Annotated in this window: 13 protein-coding genes; 7 read left to right on the forward strand and 6 right to left on the reverse strand. The window is 70.8% G+C overall.

Annotated elements, in window-relative coordinates; all coding sequences use genetic code 11:
- The first annotated feature begins 11 nt into the window (after positions 1-11).
- From ACWC0C_RS12240 to ACWC0C_RS12260, 5 genes are read left to right on the forward strand one after another with little or no spacing between them, the layout of a single operon-like run.
- Positions 12-3,503, forward strand: a complete 3,492-nt coding sequence (locus ACWC0C_RS12240) for a nitrate- and nitrite sensing domain-containing protein (RefSeq protein WP_450863566.1) — start codon at positions 12-14, stop codon at positions 3,501-3,503.
- The gene (locus tag ACWC0C_RS12245) at positions 3,500-3,997 is read left to right on the forward strand and encodes a roadblock/LC7 domain-containing protein (RefSeq protein WP_449197274.1); all 498 of its coding nucleotides are present in this window, start codon (positions 3,500-3,502) and stop codon (positions 3,995-3,997) included. The genes ACWC0C_RS12240 and ACWC0C_RS12245 overlap by 4 nt, the downstream gene beginning before the upstream one ends.
- Complete coding sequence (locus tag ACWC0C_RS12250; protein WP_449197273.1) at positions 3,994-4,422, forward strand: DUF742 domain-containing protein; 429 nt, start codon at positions 3,994-3,996, stop codon at positions 4,420-4,422. The genes ACWC0C_RS12245 and ACWC0C_RS12250 overlap by 4 nt, the downstream gene beginning before the upstream one ends.
- Positions 4,403-5,041 (forward strand): GTP-binding protein, encoded by a 639-nt coding sequence (locus ACWC0C_RS12255; protein ID WP_449197272.1) that lies wholly within the window; start codon positions 4,403-4,405, stop codon positions 5,039-5,041. Before ACWC0C_RS12250 ends, ACWC0C_RS12255 begins: the two co-directional genes overlap by 20 nt.
- Before the next feature lie 35 nt (positions 5,042-5,076).
- Complete coding sequence (locus ACWC0C_RS12260; protein WP_449197271.1) at positions 5,077-6,330, forward strand: styrene monooxygenase/indole monooxygenase family protein; 1,254 nt, start codon at positions 5,077-5,079, stop codon at positions 6,328-6,330.
- 84 nt (positions 6,331-6,414) lie between these two features.
- Here the strand turns inward: ACWC0C_RS12260 and ACWC0C_RS12265 are convergent, their stop codons facing one another.
- The 5 genes from ACWC0C_RS12265 to ACWC0C_RS12285 all read right to left on the reverse strand — a co-directional run bounded on the left by ACWC0C_RS12265 (position 6,415) and on the right by ACWC0C_RS12285 (position 9,994).
- On the reverse strand, positions 6,415-6,687 hold the full coding sequence (locus ACWC0C_RS12265; RefSeq protein WP_449197270.1) for a hypothetical protein: 273 nt from the start codon (positions 6,685-6,687) through the stop codon (positions 6,415-6,417).
- A gap of 117 nt (positions 6,688-6,804) precedes the next feature.
- Positions 6,805-7,848 carry an NlpC/P60 family protein gene (locus ACWC0C_RS12270; protein WP_450863569.1) on the reverse strand — a complete coding sequence of 348 codons (1,044 nt, stop codon included), beginning with the start codon at positions 7,846-7,848 and terminating at the stop codon, positions 6,805-6,807.
- A 111-nt stretch (positions 7,849-7,959) separates the two neighbouring features.
- On the reverse strand, positions 7,960-8,262 hold the full coding sequence (locus ACWC0C_RS12275) for a hypothetical protein (RefSeq protein WP_449197268.1): 303 nt from the start codon (positions 8,260-8,262) through the stop codon (positions 7,960-7,962).
- A 4-nt stretch (positions 8,263-8,266) separates the two neighbouring features.
- Positions 8,267-8,923, reverse strand: coding sequence for a TetR/AcrR family transcriptional regulator (locus tag ACWC0C_RS12280; protein WP_450863571.1), 657 nt, complete (start codon positions 8,921-8,923; stop codon positions 8,267-8,269).
- A 132-nt stretch (positions 8,924-9,055) separates the two neighbouring features.
- The gene (locus tag ACWC0C_RS12285) at positions 9,056-9,994 is read right to left on the reverse strand and encodes an AurF N-oxygenase family protein (RefSeq protein WP_450863573.1); all 939 of its coding nucleotides are present in this window, start codon (positions 9,992-9,994) and stop codon (positions 9,056-9,058) included.
- Positions 9,995-10,117: 123 nt separating this feature from the next.
- On the opposite strand from ACWC0C_RS12285, the gene ACWC0C_RS12290 reads away from it, so the two are divergent.
- Together ACWC0C_RS12290 and ACWC0C_RS12295 are read left to right on the forward strand one after the other, a co-directional pair.
- On the forward strand, positions 10,118-11,227 hold the full coding sequence (locus tag ACWC0C_RS12290; RefSeq protein WP_449197265.1) for a ferritin-like domain-containing protein: 1,110 nt from the start codon (positions 10,118-10,120) through the stop codon (positions 11,225-11,227).
- Positions 11,228-11,437: 210 nt separating this feature from the next.
- On the forward strand, positions 11,438-12,310 hold the full coding sequence (locus tag ACWC0C_RS12295; RefSeq protein WP_450863575.1) for a hypothetical protein: 873 nt from the start codon (positions 11,438-11,440) through the stop codon (positions 12,308-12,310).
- Here the strand turns inward: ACWC0C_RS12295 and ACWC0C_RS12300 are convergent.
- Positions 12,303-12,791: a DUF3291 domain-containing protein gene (locus ACWC0C_RS12300; protein WP_450863577.1), complete on the reverse strand. Its 489-nt coding sequence runs from the start codon at positions 12,789-12,791 to the stop codon at positions 12,303-12,305. The genes ACWC0C_RS12295 and ACWC0C_RS12300 overlap by 8 nt on opposite strands.
- Positions 12,792-12,835: the final 44 nt, after the last annotated feature.

A 12,835-nucleotide genomic window follows, 5' to 3' on the forward strand; every position in this document is an offset into this window, starting at 1 on the left:
TGCGAGCACCGGTGCAGATGAAGCGGCCTCGGCGCACAGGCAGGCAGACGGACCCCGCGGGGACCGCCCAGCAGACCCCCGTGGGCACCGGCCGCCCCACCCATGTGCGCACCCGGCTGATCGTCGCCGTCGCCGTGGTGGCCGCCGCCGTCGCGGGAGCAGGCGCGCCCTCCCTGCTCACCGCCTCCCAGGACGTCAGCGACTCCCAGGACCTGGTGACGCTGGCCGCCCGCACCCAGGACGCCCTGGCCCTCGCCAACTCACTCGCCGACGAGCGCGACGAGGTCACCTCCTACATAGCCGCGGGCCGCCCCAAGTCCAAGGCCCCGTCCGAGGACAGCAGCGCCCGCGTCGACCGGCAGGTCGAGGACCTGCGCGCCGAGACCGACACCCCGGCGGGCCTGCGCAGCGACCTCGACGGCATCGACGCCGTCCGCCGGGCCGCCCTCACCGGCAGGGCCACGGCCCTCCAGGCCCACCAGGCGTACTCGACGGTCATCACCGAACTGCACCGGCTCGCCGAGCAGCTCGCCGACCAGACGCCCCCGCGGGCCGGCTCCGGCGCCCACGCGCTCGCCGAACTGGACACCGCGGTCCAGCAGTCCGCCGCCGCCCACGGCCTGCTGCTCGCCGCGCTGAACGTGCCGTCGGGAACCCAGACGGTGATCAACCCCGTCACGGGCCTGCCCACCACGACCGCCACCACCTCCTCGGCCGACAAGAAGCGGCGCGACGAACTGACCGCCGCCGCCCAGCAGGCCCGGCTGCGCGCCGACGCGGCCCTCGCCGACTTCCGCGCGACCGCCCCCAAGACGGCCGTCGACTCCTACGACTCCACGGTCACCGGCGGGGAGGTCAACTCGGCGGAGAAGTACCTGGCCACGCTCACCGACCAGCCGACGCTGGCCGACAGCGAGCTGACCACCAGCACCAAGAAGCTGGACGCGGACCTGTCCGCCCGCGTCGACCTCATGCGCGGCGCGGAATCGGCCCTCTACGACCACCGCACCAAGGACCTGGCCAAACTCCGCGACGACGACGTCACGGCCCTGGAGATCCGCATCGCGGTCCTGGGCGCCCTGATGCTGGTGGCCGTGGGCCTCGCCACGGCCATGGCCCGCACCCTGACCCGTCCCCTGTCGGTGCTGCGCCGGGGCTCGGCCCGGCTGGCGGAGTCCGCGGACCCGACGACCCAGGAGCCGATCGCCTTCACCGGCCGCAACGACGAGTTCGCCCAGGTCGTCCGCTCGGTGAACGCCCTGCACGCGCACGCGGTCGCCCTGTACGAGCAGACGGTCGCCGCTGGCGAGCGGGTCGCCACGCTGGAGACGGACCGCAAGCACCTGGTCGGCCAGCGCCAGAAGATGGCCGATGCCCGCGAGGCCCTCCAGGCCGAGCTGAGCCAGGCCGCCGACCGGCTCCAGCGGCTGCGCACCAGCATCGGCGGCACGTTCGTGAGCCTCTCGCTGCGCACCCTCGGCCTGGTCGAACGCCAGCTCGCGGTGATCGAGGGCCTGGAGGACCGAGAAGAGGACCCCGACCGCCTGGCCACGCTCTTCAAACTGGACCACTTCGCCACGGTCATGCGCCGCCACAGCGAGAACCTGCTGGTCCTGGCCGGGGCCGAGCACGTCCAGCAGCACCACGGGCCGGTTCCGCTGGTCGACGTGGTCCGGGCGGGCGTCAGCGAGATCGAACGCTACGAACGCGTCCGCATCGCGGCCCTGCCCCCGCACGCCCACGTGGCGGGCTTCGCGGCGGACGACCTCTCCCATCTCCTGGCCGAGCTGATGGAGAACGCCACCTCGTTCACCCCGCCGGACCTGCCCGTCGAGGTCTCCGGCTGGCTCCTGGAATCCGGCGAGGTCATGCTCACCGTCCAGGACGAGGGCATCGGCATGGCGACCGACCGCCTGGACCGCCTCAACACCCGCCTCACCGACTTCGACCCCGAGGCGGCGTACGACGACGAGGACGACGCCGGCCTCGGCCTCGGTCTGTACGTCGTCGCCCGCCTCGCCCACCGCCATGGTGTCCGGGTACGGCTGCGCGAGCAGAAGCAGGGCGGCATCGCGGCGGTGGTCGTCCTCCCGGCCACCCTCCTCACCGAGGCCCCTCCGACCGCCCTGCCCCCGCAGTCCACGTCCATGTCCACCACGGCCACCTTCTCCCTCCCCGGAGCCGACGCCGAGGTCAACTCCAACGTCCTCCCCGCCCGCCCCAAGCACCCCGATCCCCTGGTCGCCCTCGCAGAGCAGGCAACCCGCGGCGTGCCCGCCTCCGGCGGTTCACGGGAGGGGGATGGCTCGGTCTCCGGTGGCTCGGGGGCGGGGCTTGGCTCGGCCTCCGGCGATTCGGCCGTGACGGGTGCTTCGGCCTCCGGCGGTTCGGGGGAGGGGCTTGGCTCGGTCTCCGGTGACCCGGTGGAGGGGGGTGCCTCGGCCTCCGGCGGTTCGGGCGTGTCGGGTGCTTCGGCCTCCGGTGGTTCGGCTGCGAGGGGTGCTTCGGCTTCCGGTGACCCGGTGGTGGAGCGCGGCTCGGTCTCCGGTGACCCGGTGGAGGGGGGTGCCTCGGCCTCCGAGGGTTCGCTCGTGGAGGGTGTTTCGGCCTCCAGCGGTTCGGCTGCGAGTGGTGTCTCGGCTTCCGGTGACCCGGTGGTGGAGCGTGGCTCGGCCTCTGGTGGTTCGGTCGTGGAGGGCGCTTCCGCTTCTGGGGTGTCGGTGGACGGGGATGCCTCGGCCTCCGGCGGTTCGGTTGTGGGGGGTGTCTCGGCTTCCGGTGACCCCGTGGAGGGGCCGACCGTGGCGGGTGCTTCCGCTTTCGGTGGTTCGGGCGCGCAGGCCGGCTCTGCCTCCGGAGGGTCCGCGGGGTCGGCTGACTCTGACAGGGCTGCTCCGGGTGGGGAGGCGGCTGCGGTCGCCTTCGACGGGGCGGGGGATCAGACCGGCTTCGGTGTCCCGCCCGCCGAGGAGGTCGCCCACGCCTGGCTGGGTGATGAGGGCGATGCGGGCGAGGACGGCGGTTCGGCCGAGGACGCGGTGTGGGACGCCCACGTCGGTCGGGGCGATGGCGTGGACGAGCAGGCAGTTCACGAGCAGGCCGACGCGGGCGCCCGGGAGACGGAGACCCGGCCGAAGGCCCCGGCGGAGACATTCGCCGAGTCGACGATGGAGCTGCTGCTCCCGGACCTCACGGCGGAACCCACGGACCCGGCAGCCGCCGACGCCGGACGCGCCCCACAGGAGCCACCCGCACCCGACGACGAATTCGCCGAAGCCGGAGGCGAGGCGGTCACCGCGAAAGGCCTCCCCAAGCGCACACCCAGGATCACCGTACCGACCCAGGCCCCGCGCCAGCGGACGCGCAGCGTCGACGCCGAAGCCCTCCGCAGAAGGCTCGGCGGCTTCCGTAGCGGCGCCCAGGCCGGCTACCGCGCCGTAGAAGCAGAAATCGCACACGCCGAAGAAACCACGGGGGGCACAGCCGAGGAGGCAAGCAGTTGACCGCGCCCAGTACCTACGGACTGAGCAGTGAAGCCCGCAACCTGCACTGGCTGCTGACCAACCTGGTCGAGGAAGTCCCCGGCATCCAGTCGGTCGCCGTGGTCTCCTCGGACGGTCTGCTGCTGCTCTCGTCCGACCCGGGCCACACCGAGCAGTCCCGCCAGTCCCGCCCGGCGAAGGGCCCCCGCGGCTCCTCCGCCGACCTCGCCACCATCGTCTCCGGCATCGGGAGCCTCACCGTCGGCGCCGCCAAGCTGATGAACTTCGGCGGGGTCAAGCACACGATGATCGCGATGGAGGAGGGCAGCCTGTTCGTGATGTCGATCAGCGACGGCTCGCTGCTCGGCGTGCACGGCTCCGCCGACTGCGACATGAGCGTGGTGGCGTACCACATGGCCCTGTTCGTCGGCCGCGCCGGCCACGTCCTCACCCCCGAACTCCGCAGCGAGCTGCGAAAATCTCTGGAGGCCGAGTCGGCGGGGAGCACCCGATGAGCGGCACACCCAAGAAGCTCCCCCAGCGCGGCGGCGACCGCAAACCCGCCCGCGTCCGCCCCTACTCGCTCACCGGCGGCCGTACCCGCTTCGGCCATGTCCTCCTCGTGGAGACATTCGTATCCAGCACAGCGGCGCTGGAGGCCCCGGAGGAGCGCAAGGAACTGGCGAATGGTTCCCTCACGGGTGCACAGGGCCGTGTCATGCCGGAGATGCGGGCCATCGTCGAACTGTGCCGCCGTATGCGCACGGTGGCCGAGATCGCCGCGCTGCTGAAGATGCCGCTCGGCGTGGTCCGCGTGCTCCTGAGCGACCTCGCGGACCAGGGAAAGATCCGTGTGTACGGCACCGGAACCGGTCATGGCACCGGCCGCCCGGACCGCGCTCTGCTGGAAAGGGTGCTGAGTGGACTCCGCCGTCTCTGACGCCACCGGCGTCGCCCCCCTCGTCGCCGAGCCCGACGAGGAGATGAAGTCCTGGCAGACGGACCGTACCCGGGCCCCCATCGCCACGAAGATCGTGGTGGCCGGGGGTTTCGGCGTCGGCAAGACCACCTTGGTCACCGCCGTCTCGGAGATCACGCCCCTGCAGACGGAGGCGCTGATGACCGAGGCGAGCGAGGAGACCGACGATCTCACCGCCACGCCGGGCAAGCTCACCACCACCGTGGCCATGGACTTCGGCCGCATCACGCTCGACGACGACCTGGTGCTCTACCTGTTCGGCACGCCGGGCCAGCAGCGGTTCTGGTTCATGTGGGACGACCTGGTACGCGGCGCGATCGGCGCCGTCGTCATGGCCGACACGCGCCGTCTGAAGGACTGTTTCCCGGCGCTGGACTACTTCGAGAGCTGCGGACTGCCGTATGTCGTCGCGGTCAACCACTTCGACGGCAGCGAGCGGTTCGAGCCGGAGGACGTACGGGAGGCGCTGACGGTACCCGCGCACATCCCTGTCATGATCATGGACGCGCGGCGCCGGATCTCGGTCATCGAGACGCTCCTGGCCCTGGTCGGCCACGCGCTGGACGAAACCCCCGAGTAGTCCCCGAGCAGTACCCGTTAGGAGTCCCCACCCGCATGCGGAAGATACTCGTCGTCGGAGCCGGCCAGTCCGGTCTCCAGCTCGCCCTCGGCCTGCAGTCGCACGGCTACGAGGTCACCCTGATGTCGAACCGGACCGCGGACGAGATCCGCACCGGCCGGGTCATGTCGACGCAGTGCATGTTCGACACGGCACTGCAGCACGAGCGCGATCTCCAGCTGAACTTCTGGGAGTCCCAGGCCCCGAAGATCGAAGGACTCGGCGTCTCGGTCGCGGCCCCCGGCTCACACGACCCGGGCCCCACGCAGCGGCTGATCGACTGGGTGGGCCGGCTCGACGGGTACGCGCAGTCGGTCGACCAGCGGGTGAAGATGGCCGGCTGGATGGAGACCTTCGCGCAGCGCGGCGGCCAGCTGGTCATCCACGGTGCGGCGGTCGGCGACCTCGACTACTTCTCCCGTACCTACGACCTCGTCCTGGTCGCGGCCGGCAAGGGCGAGCTGGTGTCGATGTTCGCCCGCGACCCCGAGCGCTCCCCGTACAGCGAGCCGCAGCGCGCGCTGGCGGTGGCGTACGTCCACGGGCTCGGCCCGCGCCCGGAGCACCCCGAGTTCGACGCCGTCCGCTGCAACCTGGTCCCCGGTGTCGGCGAGCTGTTCATCATGCCGACGCTGACCACGTCCGGCCGCGCGGACATCCTGTTCTGGGAGGGCATACCCGGCGGCCCGCTCGACGTCTTCAACGGCGTCAAGGACCCGGCGGAGCACCTCTCCCTGACCCTGGAACTCATGGAGCGGTTCACGCCCTGGGAGTACGCGCGGGCGACCAAGGTCGAACTGACCGATGCCGGCGGCACGTTGGCCGGGCGTTACGCCCCCACCGTCCGCAACCCGATCGGCCGGCTGCCCGGCGGCGGGCTGGTGCTGGGCGTGGCCGACGTGGTCGTCGCCAACGACCCGATCACCGGCCAGGGTTCCAACTCCGCGGCCAAGTGCGCGGCCGCGTACCTCGCCTCCATCCTGGAGCACGGCGACAAGCCGTTCGACGAGGAGTGGATGCGGGCCACCTTCGACCGGTACTGGACCACCGCCCAGCACGTCACCAAGTGGACGAACGCGATGCTCGCCCCGCCGCCCGAGCACATCCTGAACCTGATCGGAGCGGCGGGGCAACTGCAGCCGGTCGCCGATCGCTTCGCCAATGCGTTCGACGACCCGGCCGACTTCGAGAACTTCTTCTACGACCCGGAGAAGACCGAGGCCTACCTGGCGTCGGCCTCTGGAGCCTGACGGTGGTACCAGGGGCGCCGCAGTGCGCCCCTGGGCCCAGCGGGCTCGGCCGCTTTCCACCGTCAAGGCTGCTGAACCGACCTCTTAACCGGCGCTGTTGTTGCAGCCCATCGTCGAGCCGATGTGGGTGCCCTGCGCGCCTGGGTCGCCCTCGCCGTTGAGCGCATTGCCCAGCAGGCCGTTGAGGATCCCGACCTCGCCGAGGACGTCGAGGTTCAAGTCATGGTCTTTACAGTTGGAACTCTGCATGACCCCGCCGTGCTCATCGCCGCCGCCGGCGTATGCGGTGCCGGACGTCAGGAGCCCGACGCTGCCCAGGGCCGCGACCAGGACAGCAGCCTTGCGAAGCTTGTGCATGTCATCTCCATGGTGGAAGTGAGGTGGATACGGTCTGCCACAGATCGACCTCTTACGACCATGAGATTAGTCTGAAAATACATCAAAACGGACATCGACACGCCTGTTCCGCGTGTTCTACTCGTCCGGGCGTACGGCACCGAGCACCGGATACGACGCCAGCGGTGAGACCCGCACGCTCTCCCCGGGTCTTGGCGCCTGTACGACCTTCCCGTCCCCGACGTACAGCGCCACGTGGCTTGCATCCGGGAAGTAGACCACCAGGTCACCGGGGCGGAGCAGGTTCAGCGGCACTCTCCTGAGCCGCTGCCACTGCTCCTGGCTGGTACGGGGGATGGGCGTGCCGGCGTGCTCCCAGGCCCGTGAGGTCAGCCCCGAGCAGTCGTAGGAGTCCGGACCCCGCGTGCCCCACTTGTACGGCTTGCCGACCTGGTCCATGGCGTAGTGGACCGCGCGGTCGCCCTCGGGGGAGGCGGAGCGGACGGCGGACAGCGCCCCGGAGGTGACGAGCCTCTGCTGGGCCTCGGTGACGCCCTGCTGCTCCATGGCGGCGACCGCGGCCAGTTGGGCCGGGGTGAGCGCGGCCAGCAGGCGTTCCACGTCGGCCAGCCTGGTCCGGACGTCGTCGCGCTGCTTCTTCTGCCGTTCGGCGAGGGTGAGTTGGGTGTCCAGGGCCTTGCGGGCGGCCCGGGCGACGCTGTCCTTCCGCTGCTCCGCGGTGGTCAGCCGGGTCACCGTGCGGACCCGCTCACGGGCCAGCTCCCCGATGACATGGCCCTCGTCCAGCGCGTGCTGTGGGTCGGGCGCGAGGAGCAGGCGGACGTACGGGCCGAGGCCGCCGGTGTTCTGGTACTGCTGGCGGGCCAGCCGGCCGGCGTCGCTACGGCTGTCCTGCAGTGCGAGGCGGGCGCGGGCCAGTTCGCCGTCGAGCCGGGACACCTCGGCGCGCTGCCGCTCCAGCTTCTCCGCCGTGCCGTTGTAGGCCTCGGTGGCCTGTTCGGTCTGCCGGTACAGCTGCTGAAGTTCCGTCAGCAGCTGGGCGACGGACTGCTGCTGCGGGACCGGCACGGCCACGGCGGGTACGGGCGCCAGGACGGACTGGGCCGCCAGGGCCGCCGCCACCGCGGCCGTACCGGCCAGGCGCGGGAACGTTCCTGACACGTCATCACCTCGGTGCGGGGAGGGGTCGGCTTTCCGTCCCTCATCGCACCGCGATTATCAGAAGATCCGCGTGGGGCGCGCGCCGAGCGTGCGCGGTTCGGTGCAACCGTGTCACCCGCGCGTGTCACCCGGCTCGCCGGACGGCGCGCGATCCGGCTTCGACCAGGGCCATCGGAGCCTTCCGCCGGAGGTGTCGTCCGGGTCGTACCGGTACTTCCACCCCTGGATCAGACCCAGCCGCCTACTGTGCCCACGCGGCACACGCCGATAGACGAGCACCGTGGTCGGCCCGCCGGCCGGATCCGGGACGGGGATGCGGTACGTCTTCGGGGGATGCCCGGTGGGCCCGACCATGACCGGCAGCACGCGCCCGTCCATGGGGCCGCCCTCGAAGGGGGTGTCCTGACTCTTCACCGCTTCAGTCTCGGCCATCCTCGCCGAGCGCGCCGACGACGGCGGCCGTCTGCGGGTCGCGGGCCGCGGTGACCGTGAGTACGGCCACGAACTGTTCCACCAGCCAGTCGCGCAGCTCCTCGACCGGGGGCTGCTTGTCCTCGTCCAGCCAGATCAGGGAGGCCGCCTCCACGGCCGTGATCCACGTCCGGACGGTCATGCGCAGCCGTGGGCCGGGGTCGGGGACGGCCAGGTGGCTGTAGATGTGCTCGGCCGCGGCCCGGCGCACCCCGTCGACTATGGCCGTGGTCCGCGAGGTCTCCACCACGCTGCCGCCCTGGAGCAGCGCGCTGAAGCCGGTGTCGTGCTCGTCGACGAAGCTCAGGTACCGGTCCAGGGCGCGGGACAGCCGGGGCAGCAGCGGGCCCTCGCGGGGCTCGTCGAAGCACAGCTGGAGCTCTTCGGCGGCGGAACGCAGTGCGGCCTCGTACAGCTGCTGCTTGCCGCCCGGGAAGTACCGGTACACCAGCGGTCGGGACACTCCTGCCGCCTCCGCCACGTCGTCCAGCGACACGTCCTCGGGGGCGCGGTGCGCGAAGAGGGACAGGGCCGCCTCGAGGAGCTGACTTCGTCGTTCCTCGACGCTCAGCCGGCGGTAGGCGGGGGTGGTGGCCGGGGTCATGTACGGCAGCGTAATCGCTGCGCGGCTGGACCGTCGTTCGACCGCGGGTCCGTCGTGGCTGGTCGCGCGTGGTGTGGGGCGTGTTGGGCAACGGTGCGCAACGCGGCCTGGCGCCGATCGGCTCTACGCCGCCTACGCCAGCAAGCCCGACGACCTCCACAGCCGACGTCCGACCCCCCGCAGCACGCCGATGTCGTCCAGGAAGTCGGTCAGCCGCTTCGCGCCCGTCTGCATGACCTCCCGCCGGTGACCGCTCGCCTTCACCTGGGCCATGGCCTCCCGCTTGTCCAGCCCCACGTTCGTGTAGACCTCGGGATTCACGAACGCGATCGAGAACACCCGCGCGAACTCGCCGGACGTGATGCGCGTGAACTCCTGGGACCACTTCGGCGCCGTCACCATCTGGCGCCGGAGTTCCTCGCGGGCGTAGCGGACATGGCGCGCCTCCTCGACCACGTGGATGCGCGTGACGCCACGGATCAGCGGCTGGATCCGCTCGTCCGGGAAGGTCAGCCGCTGCATCCAGTCCAGGACCTCCTCGCCGAGGAGGGTGGCGGTGAAGGAGCCGGGGGTGGTGGAGATGGTCTTGAAGAGCCGGCCGAGGTTCCGGTGGACGCGGCTCACCGGGTACCAGGGCGTCTCCCCGTGCGAGATCAGCCGCGCGAACATCTTCGAGTGCCGGCACTCGTCCTCGATCTCGGTGAGGGCGTAGCGGACGTGGGCGCTCGTCGCCGCCTTGTCGTAGATGTGCCGGACGAGCAGCTGCATCAGGATGAGCTCGAACCAGATGCCGAGCGAGGCGAGCGCCGCGGCCTCGTGCTGGGAGAGCAGGATCCGCTGCTCCTCGCTCATCCGCTTCCACATCGGCGTGCCGTACAGCGAGACCAGCTCCGGCGGCCAGAACCACTTGCCCTCCTCGAAGGGCGCGTCCCAGTCCAGTTCCTTGTCCGGGTCGAAGGAGTGCTTGGCGGAGGAGGCGAGCAGCCGTTCGGCCACCTGCTCCCGGTCCTTGAGCAGGCCGAGCGCATCGCGCAAGCCCTCCAGCGCGTCCGCTTCCGTCAGGGTCGTCATGGCTCCCTCACCTCGTTACCCGGGGGTAGTGGTCCTGGCTCTTATGAGACTGCTTGTCAGCAAGACCGTCAATCCCCTGCGCGAGACTTGTTGACTTCGCGTCTACGTGTGAGCCTGCGGGGTATGCCGACCCATGACCTGTACGCCAACGACCCCGGTGACTCCCCCTGGCAGGTGCCCGCGACCGGCGCGGCCCGGTTCAGCTGGGAGTACGACGAAGGCCGCGACCGCCTGCTCGCCCTGTACCAGAAGGGCAAGGACAAGCAGTGGGACGGGCAGCAGCGCATCGACTGGGACCTCGAGGTCGATCCGTACGACGCGCTCGGCACGCCCGAGGAGGCGATGTCCCTGTACGGCACCAAGTACTGGGACAAGATGACCGAAAAGGATAAGGGGGAGCTGCGTCGGCACTACGCCTCCTGGCAGTTCAGCCAGTTCCTGCACGGCGAGCAGGGCGCGATGATCTGCGCGGCGCGCATCGTGGAGTCGGTGCCCGACCTGGACGCCAAGTTCTACTCCGCTACCCAGACCATGGACGAGGCCCGGCACGCCGAGATCTACGGCCGCTTCCTGCACGAGAAGATCGGGCTCGTCTATCCCATCAACGACAATCTGCAGTCGCTCCTCGGCGACACCCTGCGCGACAGCCGCTGGGACATGCCGTACCTGGGCATGCAGGTCCTCATCGAGGGCCTGGCGCTTGCCGCGTTCGGGATGATCCGGGACACCACCAACAAGCCGCTGCCCAAGCAGATCCTCACCTACGTCATGCAGGACGAGGCCCGGCACGTGGCCTTTGGCAGGCTCGCGCTCAGGGACTACTACAAGCAGCTCACCGACGCCGAACTGCGCGAGCGCGAGGAGTTCGTCATCGAGGGCTGCTATCTGATGCGCGACCGGCTGCGGGGCGTGGAGGTGCTGGAGAACTTCGGCATCCCCAAGGCCGAGGCGGAGGCGCTGAGCGAGCGCTCCGAGTTCCTCCAGCTGTTCCGCAGGCTGCTGTTCAGCCGGATCGTGCCCTGCGTCAAGGACATCGGCCTGTGGGGCAAGCGGCTCCAGCAGGCCTATGTGGACATGGGCGTGTTCGAGATGGGCGACGCCAACCTGGACCTGCTCATGGCCCAGGACGAGGAACTGGCCGAGCAACTGGACGCCGAACGCTTCGCCGCCGAGGAGCGGGACCGGATAGCGGAGGTGCGGGAGGCGATCGAGTCGGGGGCGGCGGAGAGCTGAGGTGGTGGGCGCTGTGGTGGTGGGCCGAGGTGGTGGGCCGAGGTGGCGGGCCGAGCTGGCGCGGAGCCGGACCGGCGGGGGGCCGAACCGGCGCGGGGCCGAGCGAGGAGCCGAAGCCCCGGGCCGAAGCGCCGGGGAGTCGAAGCGGCTGCCGGGCTGTTCGGCCGGTGCGGTGCCGGGTCGTTCACCCAGGTGCAGTAGCGTGCTGGCGTGTCCACGCCTCCGCCACCGCAGCAGCCGTACCCCAACGGCCCCCAGCAGCCGCCGTACCCCTACGGCCAGCAGCCGCCGCAGGCCGCACCGTACCCGTACGGCCAGCAGCCGCCGCAGGCCGCGCCGGGCCCCTACGGCCAGCAGGCCGCCCCCGGCCCGTACGGCTACCCGCAACAGCAGCAGCCGTACCCGCCCCAGCAGCCGTACCCGGGCTGGGGTGCGCCGCCCATGGTCCCGTTGCCGAAGAAGCGGCGGGTCGGGCTGATCCTCGGGATCGTGGGCGGTGCCGTCGTGGCGGTCGTCGTCGCGCTCGCGCTGATCGGGATGGCGGCCGAAAGCGGCTTCCCGGAGGCGAAGAACAAGCTCACCCTGCCCAAGACGCTGCTCGGCGGGAAGTACCAGCTCGCCCGGGACCTCTCCGACTCCGAGGGCAAGAAGATCGAGGACGAGGCCGACGGGGCCTGGGACGCCAAGGACCTCCACGGCGTGGTCGGCACGTACAACGTGGACGGTGACGCGACCAAGGGCACCCTGGTGGTGTCGGGCATGTACGGCCGGTTCAAGAACACCGACGCGGCCCGCAGGAACATGATGAAGGGCGCCGCCGAGGGCGCCAACGCCAAGGTCGCCGTCCCCGCGAAGGACTTCGACCTCGGTGGCGTGACGATCAGCTGCGAGGTCGTGACGCAGGAGCAGATGGGCACGAAGTTCACCGTGCCCATGTGCGCGTGGGCCGACGGCAACACGGGCGCCACGGTCGCCACCGTGAACACACCGCTCGCGTCGCAGAACCCCTCGGACATCGACCTGGAGGCGTCCGCGAGGAACACCCTCGAGATCCGGTCCGAGGCGGTCAAGCCGATCAGCTGACCGCGACCGCCTCCTGCGGTGACCCCGGCGCCGGGAACGACGTCCGCAGCGTGAAGGCGTACGGCGTCGCGCCGTGCGCCCTCAGGTGCCGCAGCCGGTCCTCCGCCTCGGCCACGGTCGGCCGGTGCCCGGCCGGCACCCACCACAGCGTGGCCATCGCCTCCTCCACCTTCTCGAACCACTCCCTGCGGCGGGACAGCAACTCCCGGTGCAGGCCCTGGTACATGAACGCGGTGAGCGCGTTCTGGTCCCGCCACACCGACATGTTGATGATCAGCCACTCGTCGCCGAAGACCGCGATGTCGGTGGCGTTGCCGGAGTCGCTCTCCAGCCGCCAGACGAAGCCGTCCGAGGCGTCCGCCACCGCGTTGACCGGATCGAGCGAGTCGACGAAGAACTTCAACTGGGGCGAGTCCAGCGGGAACTTGAGGCGGGCGATGTTGACCTGGGCGAGTTCGTACGCGGCTGCCGTATCCGTCATGACCGAACGGTAGGTCGGCCCCGGTCGCTCTCGGTACCCCCCGT

This window comes from Streptomyces sp. NPDC001709, assembly GCF_053596375.1.